Origin of the sequence: Flavobacterium limnophilum, assembly GCF_027111315.2 — a bacterium.
Taxonomy (GTDB): domain Bacteria; phylum Bacteroidota; class Bacteroidia; order Flavobacteriales; family Flavobacteriaceae; genus Flavobacterium; species Flavobacterium limnophilum.
In genome coordinates this window covers 2,474,056-2,492,434 of sequence record NZ_CP114289.2, presented here as the reverse complement: position 1 = coordinate 2,492,434, position 18,379 = coordinate 2,474,056, and the positions used below count along the sequence as shown (strand labels likewise).

Annotated in this window: 14 protein-coding genes and 1 pseudogene; 2 read left to right on the top strand and 13 right to left on the bottom strand. The window is 36.5% G+C overall.

Annotation, left to right across the window (positions count from 1 at the left end):
* Positions 1-11: 11 nt before the first annotated feature.
* Positions 12-1,481: an oligosaccharide flippase family protein gene (locus OZP13_RS10215; protein ID WP_281297065.1), complete on the top strand. Its 1,470-nt coding sequence runs from the start codon at positions 12-14 to the stop codon at positions 1,479-1,481.
* Between the two features lie 86 nt (positions 1,482-1,567).
* Here OZP13_RS10215 and OZP13_RS10210 read toward each other — a convergent pair whose 3' ends face one another.
* The 5 genes from OZP13_RS10210 to uvrA all read right to left on the bottom strand — a co-directional run bounded on the left by OZP13_RS10210 (position 1,568) and on the right by uvrA (position 11,426).
* Positions 1,568-3,979: an alpha-ketoacid dehydrogenase subunit alpha/beta gene (locus tag OZP13_RS10210; RefSeq protein WP_281297064.1), complete on the bottom strand. Its 2,412-nt coding sequence runs from the start codon at positions 3,977-3,979 to the stop codon at positions 1,568-1,570.
* 186 nt (positions 3,980-4,165) lie between these two features.
* Positions 4,166-6,994 carry a gluzincin family metallopeptidase gene (locus OZP13_RS10205; RefSeq protein WP_349293474.1) on the bottom strand — a complete coding sequence of 943 codons (2,829 nt, stop codon included), beginning with the start codon at positions 6,992-6,994 and terminating at the stop codon, positions 4,166-4,168.
* Positions 6,995-7,036: 42 nt separating this feature from the next.
* Complete coding sequence (locus OZP13_RS10200) at positions 7,037-7,765, bottom strand: LOG family protein (protein WP_281297063.1); 729 nt, start codon at positions 7,763-7,765, stop codon at positions 7,037-7,039.
* Positions 7,766-8,041: 276 nt separating this feature from the next.
* Complete coding sequence (locus OZP13_RS10195) at positions 8,042-8,464, bottom strand: endonuclease domain-containing protein (RefSeq protein ID WP_269240065.1); 423 nt, start codon at positions 8,462-8,464, stop codon at positions 8,042-8,044.
* 130 nt (positions 8,465-8,594) lie between these two features.
* Entirely contained in the window at positions 8,595-11,426 is a 2,832-nt protein-coding gene (gene uvrA / locus OZP13_RS10190) for an excinuclease ABC subunit UvrA (protein ID WP_281297062.1), read from the bottom strand.
* 138 nt (positions 11,427-11,564) lie between these two features.
* Here uvrA and OZP13_RS10185 point away from each other — a divergent pair, with 138 nt between their 5' ends.
* On the top strand, positions 11,565-12,086 hold the full coding sequence (locus tag OZP13_RS10185; protein ID WP_269240064.1) for a DUF8685 domain-containing protein: 522 nt from the start codon (positions 11,565-11,567) through the stop codon (positions 12,084-12,086).
* A gap of 52 nt (positions 12,087-12,138) precedes the next feature.
* Here the strand turns inward: OZP13_RS10185 and OZP13_RS10180 are convergent.
* The 8 genes and pseudogenes from OZP13_RS10180 to OZP13_RS10145 all read right to left on the bottom strand — a co-directional run.
* Positions 12,139-12,726 (bottom strand): annotated as a pseudogene (locus tag OZP13_RS10180) (Fic family protein); the annotation flags it as partial.
* 39 nt (positions 12,727-12,765) lie between these two features.
* Complete coding sequence (locus tag OZP13_RS10175; protein ID WP_269239997.1) at positions 12,766-13,962, bottom strand: IS256 family transposase; 1,197 nt, start codon at positions 13,960-13,962, stop codon at positions 12,766-12,768.
* Positions 13,963-14,088: 126 nt separating this feature from the next.
* Positions 14,089-14,526 (bottom strand): hypothetical protein, encoded by a 438-nt coding sequence (locus OZP13_RS10170; RefSeq protein ID WP_281297061.1) that lies wholly within the window; start codon positions 14,524-14,526, stop codon positions 14,089-14,091.
* Positions 14,527-14,696: 170 nt separating this feature from the next.
* Positions 14,697-15,944, bottom strand: a complete 1,248-nt coding sequence (gene pepT / locus OZP13_RS10165) for a peptidase T (protein ID WP_281297060.1) — start codon at positions 15,942-15,944, stop codon at positions 14,697-14,699.
* 128 nt (positions 15,945-16,072) lie between these two features.
* The gene (locus OZP13_RS10160) at positions 16,073-16,867 is read right to left on the bottom strand and encodes a transglutaminase domain-containing protein (RefSeq protein ID WP_281297059.1); all 795 of its coding nucleotides are present in this window, start codon (positions 16,865-16,867) and stop codon (positions 16,073-16,075) included.
* Between the two features lie 154 nt (positions 16,868-17,021).
* Positions 17,022-17,549 carry a menaquinone-dependent protoporphyrinogen IX dehydrogenase gene (gene hemG / locus OZP13_RS10155; RefSeq protein WP_281297058.1) on the bottom strand — a complete coding sequence of 176 codons (528 nt, stop codon included), beginning with the start codon at positions 17,547-17,549 and terminating at the stop codon, positions 17,022-17,024.
* A gap of 100 nt (positions 17,550-17,649) precedes the next feature.
* Complete coding sequence (locus tag OZP13_RS10150; RefSeq protein ID WP_269240058.1) at positions 17,650-18,051, bottom strand: type II toxin-antitoxin system VapC family toxin; 402 nt, start codon at positions 18,049-18,051, stop codon at positions 17,650-17,652.
* Positions 18,051-18,290: a hypothetical protein gene (locus OZP13_RS10145; protein ID WP_281297057.1), complete on the bottom strand. Its 240-nt coding sequence runs from the start codon at positions 18,288-18,290 to the stop codon at positions 18,051-18,053. The genes OZP13_RS10150 and OZP13_RS10145 overlap by 1 nt, the downstream gene beginning before the upstream one ends.
* Positions 18,291-18,379 lie beyond the last annotated feature (89 nt).

Sequence of the window (18,379 nt, the reverse complement as noted above, 5' to 3'; positions counted from 1 at the left end):
TAAATCAAATAATGGGAATAGTATTAAATCAGTCCTTAAAGAATACCATAATCACCTACATCGGTTTTGCCATTGGAGGTATCAACACCATCTATTTGTATCCTGTTTTTCTTGGTGCCACATATTATGCCTTAACCAATTATATTCTTTCGTCCGCCAATGTAATTATGCCGTTATTCGCCATTGGAATGCAAAATACCTTGGTAAAATTCTATTCACAATATGAAACAAACGAGGAAAGATCACGGTTTTTGTCTTTCACGGTGCTATTTCCTCTCCTCTTGATCATCCCAATGTTTTTAATTGGGTTTTACTTTTTTGACGAGATTCTGTACTTTTTGTCGAAGAAGAATATCATCGTTAAAAATTATATTTGGCTTATTCCGTTCATTGGATTATGCATGGCTTATTTTGAAATATTTTATGCTTGGTTGCGGGTTCACATGCATTCGGTTTTTGGGAATTTTATCAAGGAAGTAGGCTTGCGATTTGCATCCTTGCTTTTATTGGTTGCCGTTTATTATAATTGGATTACCGTTGAAGGCTTTGTTTACGCTACGGCTGTCGTGTATTTATTGGCACTTTTGGTAACGATGTTTTATGCTTTTAGTATAGAAAAACCCAATTTTCAGTTCACCATTCCCCAAAACACCAAGGATGTTTTGGTTTATACATTTTACATTATTTTGTCGGGAAGTGTTGCCAATTTGCTGTTGGACGGAGATAAAATGATTCTTAATCAATACATGAATATAGAAAATATTGCCTATTACTCAGTGGCGACATATATAGCACTGGTTATTTCGGTTCCAAGCCGCGCGATGCATCAAATTGTTTATCCCATTACGGCAAAACTAATGCACGAAAACAAGCACGACGAAATGGATATTTTATACAAAAAAACATCCATAAATCTCCAAATGGTAGGCGGTTACGTGATGTTGGGGATTTTTGTCAACATCAACAAATTGTATGAAATGGTTCCGCCGGAATATGCTGGTGGTATTTTGGTGGTTTTCATGATTGGATTGTCCAAGTATTTTGATTTGATTTTGGGCAATAATAACGCCATTATTTTCAATACCAAATATTATAGGGCAGTTTTGTTTCTGGGAGTACTCTTGGTGCTTTTGACGATTGGCTTGAACATGATTTTTATTCCAATTTACGGTATTATTGGGTCGGCGTTCGCTACTTTATTGTCGATAACTTTATATAGTTTGGCCAAACTGCTTTTTGTTGTCAAACGTTTGCATTTGTATCCTTTTACAAAGCAGACTTTATATTCAATGGCGCTGACTTTAGTTTTGTTTGTGGCTTTTTATTTCTGGGAGTTTCCTTTTAATCCCATAATTTCTATCATGTTAAAATCGATATTGATGACGATTGCTTATGTTTATCTCAATTACAAGTTTGTAATTTCAACTGAAATAAACCAAGTTATCGACAAATTATTGAAGAAGTTGAAAGTGGTGAGGTAGGTCATCAACATTGCAACAAATAAAAACACCTCATAGATTTTCTAATCTATCAGGTGTTTTTGCATTATGCGGTTTATTTCGGTTTTCTAATACAAAGCCGGATATTTCGAAGGATTGACTTCGTTCATGGTGGCATATACTTTTTCGAAAATATCTTCGATGGACGGTTTCGAAAAATAGTCGCCGTCAGTTCCGTAAGCAGGTCTGTGGGCTTTTGCCGTCAATGTTTGCGGTTTGCTGTCCAAATATTTATATCCTTCTTGGTTTTCGATAATTTGCTGCAAAATATAAGCCGAAGCTCCGCCAGGAAGGTCTTCGTCGATGATTAAAAGTCGATTTGTTTTGGCAACACTTTTCACGATATCGTGATTCACGTCAAAAGGGAGCAAGGATTGGATGTCGATGATTTCGCAATCAATTCCGTTTTCTTTCAAGAGTTCTTTAGCCGCTTGTTCTACCAATCTCAATGTAGAACCATAAGAAACCAAAGTGATGTCGGCACCTTGTTTTATGGTTTCCACAACACCAATTGGAGTTTTGAATTCGCCATAATTTAAAGGCATTTTTTCTTTCAATCGGTATCCGTTAAGACATTCCACAACAAGTGCAGGTTCGTCACATTCCAATAAAGTATTGTAGAAACCGGCAGCTTTGGTCATATTTCTGGGTACCAAAACGTGGATTCCTCTTATGGCATTTATGATCATTCCCATTGGCGATCCCGAATGCCAAATTCCTTCCAATCGATGGCCGCGAGTCCTGATGATTAGTGGTGCTTTTTGTTTTCCTGCTGTTCGGTATTGCAAAGTGGCCAAATCGTCGCTCATAATCTGTATGGCGTACAATAAATAGTCCAAATATTGGATTTCGGCAATGGGGCGAAGTCCTCTCAATGCCATTCCAATTCCTTGACCAATAATCGATGCTTCCCTGATTCCGACATCGGCAACACGCAGTTCGCCGTATTTTTCCTGTAATCCAACCAATCCTTGATTGACGTCACCAATATTTCCGGCATCCTCGCCAAAAATTAAAGCTTCGGGGTATTTGGAAAAAATAGCATCAAAATTATCACGCAAAATCATTCGGCCGTCAGTGTCTTCTTTGGCTTCTTTGTCGTATTCCGGCAAAATTTCCTTTGCAGAAAACACATTCAAGCCAGATTCTGAAAACAAGTTGCTGCTGAATTTTTGTTGGGTTATGTTGGTGTAGGAAGTAATCCAGCTGGATAGTTCCGTTTTATTGTTTTCGTGTGCAATCAATCGTAAAACAGTTCGCGCAGATACCAAAATTTCCTTTTTTAAAGGTGTTTTTATTTTGTTTAAATCACTGGCGATTTTTAGTATTTTATCCTTGTTGGAACTTGTTGAAGCTACTTTTTCCAATAAGGAAACCAGTTGCTTTTTTTCTTCAATAATAGGTTCTATAAACGCATTCCAAGCTGCAATTTTAGCTTCAAGAACTTCTTTTTTTGCTTGTGCATCAATCGCTTCAATTTCTTCCGGAGAGGCAATGTTGATGGCAATCATCCATAATTTCATTTGGCGAACGCAATCAAAATCTTTTTCCCAAGCCAGTCTTGTGGAATCTTTATATCTTTCGTGCGAACCTGAACTGGAATGTCCTTGTGGTTGCGTCAATTGATACACGTGAATCAGTATGGGAGTGTGTTTTTCACGAGCTAAATCGGCTGCTTTTTCATAAGTTTCGACCAAACCGGCATAATCCCAACCTTTTACTTTTAGGATTTCAATGCCGTTGCTGTCTCCTTCGCGTTGATAGCCTTTTAAAATATCGGAAATACTTTCTTTGGTGGTTTGGTGTTTTGCATGAACAGAAATGCCATATTCATCGTCCCAAACGCTCAAAACCATTGGCACTTGCAAGACTCCTGCTGCATTTATGGTCTCGAAAAACAAGCCTTCGGAAGTACTTGCATTTCCTATGGTTCCCCATGAAATTTCATTTCCATTGATGGAGAAATTATCTTTATTGGTAATTTCGGGTACGTCTCTGTATATTTTTGATGCTTGTGCCAATCCCAACATTCGCGGCATTTGTGCTGCTGTTGGAGAAATGTCTGCACTGGAATTTTTTTGTTTGGTCAAATTTTTCCAACTGCCGTCTTCATTCAAACTGTGCGTCATGAAATGACCGCCCATTTGTCTTCCTGCCGACATGGGTTCTTGAGAAATATCGGTGTGGCCGTAAAGACCTGCAAAGAATTGTTGGATGGTCAATTCGCCAATGGCCATCATGAAGGTTTGGTCGCGATAATATCCTGAACGAAAATCACCGTTTTTGAAGGATTTAGCCATGGCTAGTTGCGGTACTTCTTTTCCGTCGCCAAAAATTCCAAATTTTGCCTTTCCCGTCAACACTTCTTTACGTCCCAATAAACTACATTCCCTGCTTGTTATTGCGATTTTGTAATCATTCAGTACTTCAGTTTTGAAGTCTTCAAAAGTCAGTGTAGTATTGGTTTTTTCTTTTATCATAATTGAAAAGGATAAATTTGCTGTGCAAATTTACTTAAAAACTGGCTACTTTCATAATTCATCTTATGAAAAACAATTAAATTTTTGGTAATTTATTTTTGATAAACGAGATTTTCTTTGAATTATTCGTAAGTAAAACGTCAAATGAATGGTAATGGTATAATATTTCTTGTTTTCTCTTTGGAATTAAAACCATTTTCTGGTAAAAAGAGGCACTAACTTGTTGGGGTTAAGCGTGACCACGAATCTTATTTTTTCACCATAATGGGGTTGCGCTATTTCCCATCCGTTATTGGAATATAGGGGGAAATACAATTCGAAATAGTCTGTTAGCAAATTAAACCTAATTCCGCTATCGTAAACAAAGTGAGGCTTTTGCTGGGTATATTTTACAAAACCCACATCGCCATAAGCTTCAATCCAGTTCCAAATGGTATAACCTCCATTTATGGTAGTAATCCATTGATTGGCATAAGGCGTGTCGAGTTTGGATTTAAAACCTCCTTCGGCCATGATAAATTCTTGGCTAACAAGACCGGTACTGGAGGATCGCCCTAAATAGGCATAATCGAAAAGATAATCAGTAGGTCTGTCCAAGGCAAAACTGAAAAAATCGGAATTGGTGGTGTTGTACAAAAAGCTGCCGGCAAACATTCGCAAATTGATTTGTCGATTGTTTTCAAAGAGTTTCCTGAATTGTATTTCGGTTGATATTTTGCCAAATTCTCCCGAAAATTGCACATCGCCCGTGAAACTGACATGATTGGTCACTTCGGTTCTGGAATTGATGTATTTAACATTGAAAACAGAATAATCTTCAAGCGAGTTGTCAATAACAATGGCACTTTTTTGCCGATCTACAACTACTTGTCGCACATAAATCATTCGTTTTCTATTGTCTCTAAAGTCATCCGCACGAAGCTGCATTAAAACCATGGGATTTATTTTAAGATAGGTCGCGTCAGGTGCATAATGGAAATAATTGCCGCTAACAGAATATCTAACGTTAAACAAATTGCTGTCCCGATAATCTTTATTGACCATAAAGATGGCAGAACCGGTCATCGTTTTTGACTTTATGGAATAAGTCGGGTTGATGTCATAAACAAAAGGGCGGTTTAGAATGGCCCTGTTATGGAATCGCATTCCGGGAGAAAGCCCGTCATAAACATTGTAAGTCAATATTGGAGCATAGATGATTTGGTTGTAATAAGGGTCTTCCAAATCTTTGACAAAAGCAAATTTTACGGGACGATTGTTGGGAAACAATCCTTCTATTTTCTTCCAGTTGTTTCTTAAATTGAATTCGGGAACCTCGTTTTTGTAGTTGATGACTATTTTTTGGGCTTCTTTTCTTTCGAATATATAGATACTGTCCTTTTTTGTGGTTTCTATCCATTTCTTGAAAACGATGGTGTCATTTTTTATTCCATAAATTGGAATGGGCACGGAAACATTGGTTCTGTTTCTAATGGAAAAAGCAACGCTGTCCTTGGTTTTGGAAACATTCGAAAACTTGTAATCAATGATTTCGCGCGAATCGACAATGGTATTAAAAAACCAGTCGATCTCTTTTTTTGTATTCGATTTTAATGCCGTTTCAAAATCAGTTCTGGTGGTTTGTTTTTCCTTGTTTTCGGCATTGAATTGCTGTACACTTTTGGACATAAATGGAGTGCCGATGTATTCGTCCAAATAGATTAAACTCAATCCCGCCCTGTATTTGCTGGCGATTTGCTCGTTGAATTTTATCAAGGTGTTTTTTGAAGCTCCAAGAGGTTGATCGAGGTTTTTTCGAGCCATCAGCAAATAAAAATAACTGTATTGCTCATTGAAATCGAGGTTCAATAAATTAAACCCCTTGAATAATTTATAGTCAGAAACTCGTCCCATCATTTTGCAGTTGGGATAATTCTCTTCGATGTAGCGCATCATTACATAGACTTGAATGCCGTCATAAATCCAGTTGTCTTTTCTGGGATCCAGTTTCAGGCTGTTTTTCAGGTAATTATTCAAATAGGTTTTCAAGAATTTTATCTCAAAAAGGAAATCGTCTGGGAACGGAACGATAAAAGAAGGCAATTGGTTCAATCCATAAAAAGGATTCCGATTGTAATCAGTTTGCGAAACAGTGATTTTTTCGAAAGGATATTTTCCAATTAAATCGTTTGTAAAATTCACTATTCGATCGATGGCAATTGCTTTATTAATTTCGTCGGCCTTGTTGCCCTTGATATTGGTAAGGACTTCAATGGAGCTGTTCTTGTAGCTGCGAAAGCTGGGTTTTGGTTCCAAAAAAAGGCTGAAATCAGTTCGGTTCGTTCCAGTTAGTTTATAAAACGAAAACGCTTCGGTTTGCTGTGTTTGGCTGCTGGATAAATCGGTGGTTGGTTCCAAATTTTTTGGAATGATGAGCCTGATTTCAAAATCGGAAAAAGCATTGGCAATATCATCCAGATTGCAATTGCTGTTTCTGACAAAAGCGTGATTTTCGTAACGGGCTGGGGTAATAAACCAGTTTTTTAGGTTCATTCCGCCATTGTCGGTATAGCCATAGCTGGTAAATTTATCGCTGGGAACTTTCACGATATAAGCCAAATGCAAAGTGATTTTCTGGTTTGGTGCCAATTTATTTCCTAATTTGACGGTTACCAAATCCGGGTTTTTCTTGGTTCTTTCCCAAGAAAGTACCGTTTTGTCAAAATTAGAAATGGTTAAATTATTGGTGCTTCCACGTTCTTCATCCTTGGCTAGATGAAAACCCCGATAAAATTCATCCGAAAAACGTTTGGCCAAAGGAGATGTTTTTGATGAATACGCATTGATCCAATCATTCAAGACAATCGAGGTCAAGGTGTCTTCAGACTGATTAAAAAATACTATTTCCTGCTGGATGGTCAATGTTTTTCGTTCCGTACTTACCTCGACAACGATATGGGAATTATGCTGCCCAAAGTGTTTTAACGAAGTAAATAAAACAAGGATGAATATGATATTTTTATGGAATAATTTCAATTGGTTTTTTTAAAGAATGATATGATAAAGCAATAAGTTGGTTTAAAAATTGGGTGATAAATCGTATTTTTTGTAGAATTTGTCCAGTACGTCAACCACTTCATCTTCGGTATCCACAATTTTGAACAACTCCAAATCCACGGCATTTATTGTCTTTTCTTGCTCTACCAAAACCGTTTTTATCCATTCGATCAATCCCGACCAAAAAGCCGTTCCAACCAATATTATCGGGAATTTTCCAATTTTTTTCGTCTGGATCAAGGTCAAGGCTTCAAACATTTCGTCCAAAGTGCCAAAACCTCCCGGCATTACCACAAATCCTTGCGAATATTTCACGAACATCACTTTTCTGACAAAGAAATAATCGAAATTCAGGTTCTTGTCGTGGTCAATATAGGGATTAAAATGCTGCTCAAAAGGCAATTCGATATTCAGTCCCACCGAAGTTCCTCCGCCAAGATGTGCACCTTTATTACTCGCCTCCATAATTCCGGGACCGCCACCAGTGATGACGCCGTAACCTGCTTTGCTTATTTTATAGGCAATTTTTTCGGCCAATAAATAATATTTATCCTCCGGTTTTATTCGAGCCGAACCAAAAATGGAAACACAAGGGCCGATTCTTGCCATATTTTCATATCCGTTGACAAATTCGGACATAATCTTGAAAATCGCCCAACTGTCATTGGTCCTAATCTCGTTCCAGGTTTTTCTCTTGAATTTATCCTGTATTACTTTTTCTTCATCATTGTCAAAATCTTGTAATCTCATTTTTGTGTTTTTATTTTGGAGCTATTACCAGCTATTCGTTTCAATCTTTTGTTTTTGTTAAAGAAACAAAAAACAAAAGGATTTCCACTGCTATCTGGGCTAGGGCATCCGTTTTTTAATTTAACTTTAGTTTTAAATATAAAGATATTCGCTAATGTAACTCTTTTTTCAAAAATTGCGCCGTATAACTTTTCTTGTTTTTATATAATCTTTCTGTTTAATTTCCTCTCCACTGGAGGGGTGCCCGTAGGGTGGGGTGGTTTTTTTGTTAACGCCTCATCCAAATTCCTCAACAATATATTTCTCCAATTCCATCATCACGTTGTTCAAATCGTGTTTTACTCTCAAATCCGATATTCTATATATTCTCAAACCTAAAGAAATAAAATAATCTTCTCTTTTTTGGTCGTATTCTTCTTTGTCATTATGGCTCGAACCATCGATTTCAATTATCAGTCCCAAAGTTTTTACATAAAAATCTACAATATAATTTCCAATAATTCTTTGTCTGTCAAAATCGATTTTCCAAAATACTCCTTTATGAACCTGCAACCAAAAAATAACTTCCGACAATACACCTGCTTTGCGTAAGGCTCGTGCTCGCGATTTTAGTTTTATGTTGCAAGGCAGGTTTTCGGCAAAATTTCTATAAATGGGATTTCCATCGATATATGCTGTTATTTCTCGGTCGTTTTCCATAGTTTTTTTTCTATTCCCCTCCTTGGGTTGGGGGCTATTTATGGCAGGGTGGTTTTTAAGTGAAATTACAAAAATAGTGGAAACAACAAAAACCACCCCGTCCTGCGGACACCCCTCCAGAGGAGGGGAATTATGACAACTCTTTTTTCAAAAACTGCGCCGTATAACTTTTCTTGTTTTTAGCCACTTCTTCGGGAGTTCCTTTGGCAACGACTTCTCCGCCGCCTTTTCCGCCTTCGGGACCAATGTCTATGATATAATCCGCCAGTTTTATCACGTCCATATTATGTTCGATAATCAAGATGGTATTGCCTTTGTCAACCAATTTCTTGATGACTTCCATCAACACCCGAATGTCTTCGAAATGCAGTCCTGTAGTGGGTTCGTCCAAAATATAAAACGTGTTTCCGGTATCTTTTTTCGATAATTCTCCTGCCAGTTTAATTCGTTGGGCTTCTCCACCCGAAAGTGTCGTACTTTGTTGTCCCAAAGTGATATAACCCAAACCAACATCTTGTAACGTTTTTACTTTTCGATAAATCTTCGGAATGTTTTCGAAGAAAGGAACGGCTTCGTCAATCGTCATGTTCAACACGTCCGAAATGGATTTTCCTTTGTAGCGAATTTCCAAAGTTTCCCTGTTGAAACGTTTTCCTTGACAAGTTTCACATTCCACGTAAACATCGGGTAAAAAGTTCATTTCAATCGTTCGAACTCCCGAACCTTCACAGGTTTCGCAGCGTCCACCTTTTACGTTGAAACTAAAACGTCCCGCTTTATAACCCCGAATCATACTCTCGGAAGTCATTGTAAACAGATTTCGGATTTCGCTAAAAACCTCCGTGTAAGTCGCTGGATTTGAACGTGGCGTTCTTCCAATCGGACTTTGGTCTATATCAATAACTTTGTCGATATGTTCCAAACCTTCAATTTTTTTGTACGGTTTCGGTTTTTTGACACCATTGAAATAGTAGGCGTTCAAAATAGGATAGAGGGTTTCATTGATCAATGTCGATTTTCCACTTCCCGAAACTCCCGTCACACAAATCATTTTGCCCAAAGGCAAATCTATTGATACATTTTTCAGGTTGTTTCCGGTCGCACCAGTCAGTTTCAGGAAGTTTCCGTTGCCTTCACGACGCTTTTTTGGAACCTCGATTTCCATTTCACCGTTCAAATAGGAAGCCGTCAAAGTGTGGTCTTTCAAAATTTCGGCAGGTGTTCCTTTGCTGATGATTTCGCCGCCGTGTTTTCCTGCTTTTGGACCAATATCTATCACGTAATCGGCACGCAGAATCATGTCTTTATCGTGTTCGACAACCACCACAGAGTTGCCAATGTCACGCAATTGTTCCAAGGAATGAATCAGTTTGTCATTGTCTCTTTGGTGTAAACCAATACTTGGTTCGTCCAGAATATACAAAACACCTACCAATTGCGAGCCAATTTGCGTCGCCAATCGAATGCGTTGTGCTTCGCCACCGGAAAGTGATTTGGAACTTCGGCTTAAAGCCAAATAATCCAAACCAACGTTCATCAAAAAGTTCAATCTATCTTTTATTTCCTTGATAACTTCCGTGGCAATAGTTTTTTGTTTTTCGGATAAATGTTTGTCTAATTCCAAAAACCAAGCCGTCACGTCCGAAATATCCATATCACATAATTCGGCGATATTCTTCTCGTTGATTTTGAAAAACAAGGCTTCTTTTTTCAATCGTGAACCTTCACAAACCGGACATTTTACTTCGTCCATAAATTCCTTTGCCCAACGTTTTATGGTGGTTGAACCACTTTCGTTGTGTTGGTTTTTGATGAAATGCGAAATGCCTTCAAATTCAATTTTGTATTCTTTGGTTACGCCCAAAACTTTCGATTCGACCGAGAATTTTTCTTTGCCGCCATTCAAAATCATTTCCATAGCTTCCTCGGAAATATTCGAAATTGGATCGGTTAATTTGAAGCCGTATTTTTCGCCAATGATTTCCAATTGCTTGAACATCCAACTGCTTTTGTATTCGCCCAAAGGAGCAAAACCGCCTTTGTTTATCGAAATTTTTGGATTGGGGATAATCTTCTTGATGTTGATTTCGTTTACCGTTCCCAAACCTTTGCAATGGTCACAAGCCCCTTTTGGCGAGTTGAACGAAAACAAATTGGGTTCCGGATTTTGATAGGAAATTCCAGTTGTGGGACACATTAAATTTCGACTAAAAAACCGAATTTCATTCGAATCTTGGTCTAATATCATCAACACATTTTCGCCGTGATACATTGCCGTTTTGATGCTTTCTGTCAGGCGTTTTTCGTTGTCGGGAGTATCTTCAACAACCATCCTGTCAATCACGATTTCGATGTCGTGGGTTTTGTAACGGTCGAGTTTCATTCCCGTGGTAATATCTTTTATGTCGCCATTGATGCGGACTTTCAAAAAACCTTGTTTGGCAATTTGCTGGAATAATTCGGCATAATGTCCTTTTCTGGCACGAATAATTGGAGCCAAAATATTGATGCGTTTTCCCGCAAAATCTTGGGTAATCAACTCCTTGATTTGCTCGTCGTCATAAGAAACCATTTTTTCGCCCGTGTTGTAACTATACGCATCGGCGGCGCGAGCATATAACAAACGGAGGAAATCATAAATCTCGGTAATGGTTCCAACGGTCGATCGTGGACTTTTACTGGTCGTTTTTTGTTCAATAGCAATTACTGGCGAAAGTCCATCTATTTTATCCACATCGGGACGTTCCAATCCGCCAAGAAATTGTCGTGCATAAGCCGAAAAAGTTTCCACGTAACGGCGTTGTCCTTCGGCATAAATCGTGTCGAAAGCCAAGGATGATTTTCCCGAACCCGAAAGGCCGGTAATTACCACCAGTTTTTCTCTTGGGATTTTTACGTCTATATTTTTTAGATTGTGTACTCGCGCACCCAATACTTCAATGTTGTTATCGTTTTCTAACATAAATTTTGGCAAAAAGCAAAGTTACAACAATTGAATTCGATTTAAGAATTTAGACTTGTCCGAAATTTAATCTTTTCATTATTGGAAGAAGAATTTTTTTAATTATTTAAATTTTTATATTTGAATAAAAAATAAGGTATGAATATTTTAGGAATAGGCTCGCGCATAAAACATCCAGAATTAGGTCTTGGAGTAGTAACCAATGTAACTTCAAAACATTATTGGGTTACTTTTATTGAAAGTGGATTGGAAACCATTGAAATCGACAGCGAATTCGAAATTATTGAAGCTCTTGAAGGCGAAGTAGATTCGGTAAGTTTTCAGGATGTAGAAAAATCCTTGAAGAATTTGTTGCAAAAATGGAGTGATGTTTCCCAGATAGTTCCCATTGCCGATAAATGGAAAGGCGGCAAAATCATTTTGGAACCGGGTACTAACACACAAAATAAAGAAGTGCCAATCGATACTTTTTTTCATAAAATCACGATGGTTCGCGACAGGATAAGGGTGATGGAGCAAAAGATTAATGCGAGTAATCTTGACGAAGCCGAGAAAATCGATTTGCAACAATACATCACCAGAATTTATGGTAGTTTGACTACTTTTAATGTCTTGTTCAAAAACTCGAACGATTATTTTGTTGGAGATAAAAGCAAATAGTGTTCGGTATTCAGTTATTAGTGTTCAGTTGTAAACTACCAACTGAACACTGCTAACTGAGTATTCTTTTCCTCTGCCTATTCTCAATATAATCCTCGATGGCTTCTTTGGTTGTGTACCAATTTCTTCCTTCTTTGTAGGCGTCAATTTTGCCTGTTCTAGCCAATAAACTTATGTATTCTTGACCATAAGGACTGCTTGGTTCACTAACAATATCCGATATTTTTTGAAAATCGTTATCGTTGTCGGGCATTGCATTCAAATAAATATTTAAACTGCGTTCCAAGGCTTGGCACATCAAAAGCATTAGTTTTTGATAATTGCCATTATTGGCTTGATTGAGTGCTTCGTAGTATTTTTTTCTGTCATTTTTGAGAATAATCGCTGGTGGAAAACCACAACGCATCAACAGTAAATTCATGCTTAAACGAACCGTTCTTCCATTACCGTCAAAGAAAGGATGGATCCAAACCAGTTTATGGTGGAAAATTGCAGCCAATTCAATATCGTTCAATTCCAAAGGATTGGTATTGATAAAATCAATCAATTCATCCAGATAATCCGAAACTTTATTGGCGTTTGGCGGAACAAAATTAGCTCCTGAAATACGAACACCACCGTTGCGGACACTATCCCAAAAAGTGTGTAAGTTTAAAAATATAGGGGTTTGATTTTTTAATTAAAGTTGAACCCTTTTTTCAAATATAGTTAAGAACTGGTTGAGGATTAATCCCCAGTTTTGGATTGGCATCGACCATTTTTTGGTTGCCTCTCTCAAAGCCAAATATACAGATTTTAAAACAGCTTCATCCGTTGGGAATGATAATTTGTTTTTAGTGTATTTTCTGATTTTACCATTGAGGTTTTCGATTAAATTTGTGGTGTAAATTATCTTTCTGATTTCTACTGGAAAGTCAAAGAATACGGTAAGTTCCTCCCAATTTTCTTCCCAGGATTTAATCGCATAAGGATATTTATTATTCCATTTTTTAGAAAAATCTCCCAGAGATGCTTTAGCAGCTTCTTTAGTTGGAGCATTGTAAATAAGCTTCATATCTGCCGAAAATTCCTTTTTATCTTTCCAAACCACATAACGAGCTGAGTTTCTAATTTGATGTACTACACAGATTTGGGTTTGTGATTCTGGGAATACATTTTTGATAGTTTGCGTAAAACCATTTAGATTGTCAGTAGCAGTAATTAGTATATCTTCAACTCCTCTAGCTTTTAAATCTGTTAAAACGCCAAGCCAGAAACTAGCACTTTCATTCTTTCCTAGCCACATTCCAAGGACTTCTTTTTTACCTTCTCTATTAAGTCCAACGGCTAAATAGATGGTTTTATTGACTATTTTTGAGTTTTCTCTAACTTTAAAAACAATTCCGTCCATCCAGACTATCAGATAAACAGCCTCTAAAGGTCGGTTTTGCCAAGCAATAATATCACTCGAAACCGTGTCGGTTATCCTAGAAATAGTACTAGTGGAAACCTCAAAATTATAAACTTCTCTTATTTGTTCTTCGATGTCGCTATTGCTCATTCCTTTGGCATAGAGAGAGATTATTACGTTCTCTAAACCATCGAGCATATTTTGCCTTTTGGGCACAATTAAAGGGTTAAATGAGGCTTCTCGATCTCTGGGAACTTGAATCTGAGATTCGCCAAATGAGGTTTTTATTTTCTTGTTAGAAAAACCATTACGAGCATTGGATTTTGTAGTTTTCTCGTGCTTATCATAGCCTAAATGGGCGTCTAATTCGCCTTCGAGCATTTTCTCTATTCCTCGCTTTTGTAGTTGGGCTAAGAAGCCATAAAGGTCTTCGCCTGTTTTGAATTGCTTCAAAAATTCATCGGATAATAAATCTTCCTTTTTCATAAAATGTGTAAAATATTAAAATTAAGTAAAAAAAGTATTAGGGTTTGCACAAACCCTAATACTTTTTTTACTTACACACTTTATAGGATACTACCGTTTATTTTAAAGCTTTATCAAAGGAACTCCTTATTTTTTCTTGCTTTTATTCTTTTTGTTTTTCTTTGCTTTTTTGGCTTTCGATTTAGCCTTTTTTTCTTTCGCTTTGGCTTTTAATTTTGCTTTTTTAGCTTTTTCTTTCTTGGCTTTTTTAGCTTTTTTGGCTTTGGCCTTTGCTTTTTCTTTTGCTTTTTTGGCTTTCTTTTTCTCTTTTTCTTTCTTCTTGTTTTTTTTCTTTTTCTTGTCTTTCTTGTCTTTCTTGTCTTTCTTTGGTTCTAATTCTATTAGAGAGTCAAATTCTTCTATAAAAGGCTCAACTTGATTTTCTTCAGCTGCAGGAATTTCAATGGCTGGTTCAACTACTTCAGTTGATTTACTAACCCTGGGTTTTCTAGGTTTAGGTGTTGGAGCTGCCTTTGTTGTTTCTGGGGTAATCTCATTTGCAATTTCTTCTTTGTTTTCTTCCATAATTCTATATCGTTTTAAAAGGATTAGTTAAATGTTAATCAATTACTACTAAATTTCTATCAAATATAATCATTAAAACAACTCGCTAATGTTAAGGTTTTGCCATAAGAAATCACAAAAAAAACCATCGAAATAGATGGTTTTTAAAATGCTTTTATTTTTCCGATAATTTATTTGGCAATGGGATTGGCGGTTAGTTCAGCAATTTTCACGATGACGTCAACCGCTTTTTGCATACTTTCGGCAGGTACATATTCGTATTTTCCGTGAAAGTTGTGACCGCCAGCAAAAATATTTGGACAAGGCAATCCTTTGTAGGATAGCTGGCAACCGTCAGTTCCACCTCGAATAGGTTTTATGAGTGGTTTTATTTTTAATAGTTTCATGGCATTTTCGGCAATGTCCACAATATGTTTTACAGGCAAAACCTTCTCTTTCATATTGTAATATTGGTCTTTTACCTCGGCAATGACAATGTCTTCGCCAAATTTCTTGGCAAATTTCCGGTTGATTTTTTTGGCAATTTTGGTAATTAGTGCTTTGCGTTTTTCGAACTTTTTCTTGTTGTGATCTCGAATAATAAGCTCCAATACCGTTTCTTCAATGCTTCCCTTTAAATGGTGTATGTGAAAGAATCCTTCGTAGCCCCTGGTTTCCTGTGGCGTTTCTCCTTTGGGTAATTCGTTGATGAAATCATTGGCGATAAGCATCGAATTGATCATTTTTCCTTTGGCATAACCCGGATGAACGCTTTTTCCCTTGAAAGTAATTTTGGCTCCAGCCGCATTGAAATTTTCATATTCCAGTTCGCCCACTTGGCTTCCGTCCATAGTGTAAGCCCAGTCGCAACCAAATTTTTCTACATCAAAATGATGGGCGCCACGGCCAATTTCTTCGTCTGGCGTAAAACCAACCCTGATTTTCCCGTGTTTGATTTCGGGATTATTGATCAGGAATTCCATTGCGGTCACTATTTCGGTAATTCCGGCTTTGTCATCGGCACCAAGGAGCGTGGTTCCGTCTGTGGTAATCAAGGTTTGTCCTTTGTATTGCAACAAATCCTTGAAATATTTTGGAGATAAAATTATGTTTTGTTCGGCATTCAATACGATATCGCCTCCATCATAATTGGAAATTATTTGTGGTTTTACGTTGGCACCGCTAAAATCAGGCGAAGTGTCAAAGTGGGAAATAAAGCCTATGGTTGGAACTTTATGGTCAACATTCGAAGGTAAAGTGGCCATTATGTATGCATTTTTGTCAATGGTTACCTCCTGCATCCCAATGCTTTTCAGTTCTTCGACCAATTTATTGACTAAATCCCATTGTTTTTTGGTGCTTGGCGTAGTTTCTGAACTAGAATCTGATTCTGTGTCTATTACGGCGTAGCTTATAAAGCGGTCTATGATATGTTGCATTTTTGTATTTTTTTATACAAATGTAATCATTTTTTTAGGAGTGAATTGTTTCTTTGATTGCTTTATCAATGTTCCGTTATTATTAATCAAGACTTATGTTTTTCTCTTTTCCAAAGAACAAAATTTTGTTAAATCTCTTTTGTCGGGAATTCAAAAACATAACTTTTTCCAATGAAAATCAATATTCCATGTACAATTGAAACAGGAAAAGAATCCAATTTTTCAAGGAAATAATCATAGATTTTATTATCGTAATTCGTTATGACGAAAGGCAAGGATTTTGAAATCAGGAAGATGTTCTTTGCATTGCTGTTGTCAAAGGTGTCATTTGCATAAATAGATACAATGTTGATTTCTTTATTTTTTTTTTTTAAATCAATGTATTCTAACGTTGACAAGGGATTTTTTTTATTTGAATCATAAAAAAGGATGGATTTTGCCACATCAATCATAACCCATTTTTGAAGTTCTTTGCAATAGATTTCGTTAAACGAATGTCCCCCAGAAACACAAGAATCATTGGATAAATTCTTCAAACCCCATTCTTTGACTTTGATGTCGTTTATCACGCAGAAATTAGAATAAATTTGGGAGAAATCACTGCAAACGCCACCTTCTCCATTAATCATTTTTTGTAAAGCTGTTGATGAAGATTTGCCTAAACCCGGGCCGCCCTTAATGTTTTTTTTCAACCAAACGGCTATTGACGTTGCCTTTTCAAAATCGGTTAAATCCTTGTTTGCTCCATCAAATATTAAATGGTTTATTTCGAAAAATAGGGGAGGAATGTTGGTTTTAAGGTTTAAATCGTTGTAACAAAAGTTTTCGATGGCCTCCAATGAAGCGGTTTTAGACACTAATTGGTATCTGATTTTATACAATAGCGGATGTCTTCTTAAGTACCAATTTAGAGTTTTACTCATTTTGAGAATGAATTTAGACCAAAATTTGTTTAGAAATAAAAAGGCTACACAGTTGATTTAGGGTATTCTATGTGAGGATATATTCTAAAAGTAATGATAAATTTTTTAGAAATTCCAAAAAAAGGCATGAACGGACAAAATAATCGACTAAACGTTAATTATTGTTCAATAAGACTGCAAATTCTTTGACCTTGTCCCAATCGGTGTATTCGATTTTTGTTTTTGAATTTGTTGGACCATTGGTCATCCACATAATCAATTGAATCATCAATCTGTCGGTGAAAGGGTATTTTTGATAATCGAGTTTGCCTGCAAAAACTGCCGACGTATTGGGAATCCAATCAATGTTTTGAAGGAATTTGATGAAATAGGGATTGGTTTCCGGTGTGGCTCTTTCGGGTTTTCGAGCCACAAGATTGACCGAAAAGAAGGCGTTCTTGGTTTTGTCAAGTTCCTTTTTGTGCTCGTTTATGAATTGAATTATTTTAGGATTGTGTTTTCCGTATCGAATGCTGGAACCAATAATGAATTGGTCAAAATCCGATATTTTTCCGTCAAAATCATCAATGGAGAACAATTTGACCGAGTTGCTCTTTTCGACCAAAACTTCCTTGATCACATTACAGATTTTCAAGGTTTGTCCATCAACCGTGGAGTAGAGAATTCCGATTTTTGAGTTCATTTTGGTAAAGAATTGAGTTAATGTTGTAATCAGGAATGCCTTTTTTTACTTATGCATACTTATGGAATACTGGCAAACTTCATAAAATTAGTTGCTGTTTTTACTTTCTAAACCAATTTTCAATTTTAATTCCTTCAATATTTTCAAAATCTTTTCCATTATCGGTAACCAGGGTTAATTTATTATCAACGGCAGAAACTCCAATTAGTAAATCAAATTCATCATTTATTGGTTTTCCAATTTTCCTTAAACGTACTTTTTCTTTGGCATATTTTTTAATCGAGCCATAGATAGGAATTATGGATATACCACTAGCAAATAAATCCACGGCTTTGTGTGATTTGGTTGGATTCTCATTGTTTTCTGCTCCAAAACGAAGTTCGAAAATTGTTATTTCTGATACAAAACAATTTTCTTTACCTTTTTGTTTGATAATTTCGTCCAAGTTTAATTTACCTCGTAAAAAGAAAACACAAATATTTGTATCGAGTAAATATTGCATTAGAATTTAATTTCTTTATTTCTAAATTTTCTACTTGATTTAATTTCTTCGGCAATTTCTTCGGCAGGTTTTTCAGAACCGAAAGCGCCAAAAGATTTAAAAAAAGTGTCTTTTTTTGAGGTTTTTTCTCTTTTTAACGATTTAGTTAAACGTTCAATTAGTTCGATTTTTGCTAAAGAACTTAACCCATCAAATAGCATTGAATAAGTTTCTATAATGTGTTTGTCAGTAGAACTCATTTTTTTCTTTTTTGTAAAGTTATGAATTATTTTCTATTTGCGGTTTTTTTGGACAATATGACGGTTAAGGTTTCTGGTGGTTTCTTTTG

Bases quoted from the DNA above. Each gene is read 5' to 3' on its own strand.
- OZP13_RS10215 (WP_281297065.1), top strand. From the start codon at position 12: ATGGGAATAGTATTAAATCAGTCCTTAAAGAATACCATAATCACCTAC.
- OZP13_RS10210 (WP_281297064.1), bottom strand. From the start codon at position 3,979: ATGATAAAAGAAAAAACCAATACTACACTGACTTTTGAAGACTTCAAA.
- OZP13_RS10200 (WP_281297063.1), bottom strand. From the start codon at position 7,765: ATGAGATTACAAGATTTTGACAATGATGAAGAAAAAGTAATACAGGAT.
- OZP13_RS10195 (WP_269240065.1), bottom strand. From the start codon at position 8,464: ATGGAAAACGACCGAGAAATAACAGCATATATCGATGGAAATCCCATT.
- uvrA (WP_281297062.1), bottom strand. From the start codon at position 11,426: ATGTTAGAAAACGATAACAACATTGAAGTATTGGGTGCGCGAGTACAC.
- OZP13_RS10185 (WP_269240064.1), top strand. From the start codon at position 11,565: ATGAATATTTTAGGAATAGGCTCGCGCATAAAACATCCAGAATTAGGT.
- OZP13_RS10175 (WP_269239997.1), bottom strand. From the start codon at position 13,962: ATGAAAAAGGAAGATTTATTATCCGATGAATTTTTGAAGCAATTCAAA.
- OZP13_RS10170 (WP_281297061.1), bottom strand. From the start codon at position 14,526: ATGGAAGAAAACAAAGAAGAAATTGCAAATGAGATTACCCCAGAAACA.
- pepT (WP_281297060.1), bottom strand. From the start codon at position 15,944: ATGCAACATATCATAGACCGCTTTATAAGCTACGCCGTAATAGACACA.
- OZP13_RS10160 (WP_281297059.1), bottom strand. From the start codon at position 16,867: ATGAGTAAAACTCTAAATTGGTACTTAAGAAGACATCCGCTATTGTAT.
- hemG (WP_281297058.1), bottom strand. From the start codon at position 17,549: ATGAACTCAAAAATCGGAATTCTCTACTCCACGGTTGATGGACAAACC.
- OZP13_RS10150 (WP_269240058.1), bottom strand. From the start codon at position 18,051: ATGCAATATTTACTCGATACAAATATTTGTGTTTTCTTTTTACGAGGT.
- OZP13_RS10145 (WP_281297057.1), bottom strand. From the start codon at position 18,290: ATGAGTTCTACTGACAAACACATTATAGAAACTTATTCAATGCTATTT.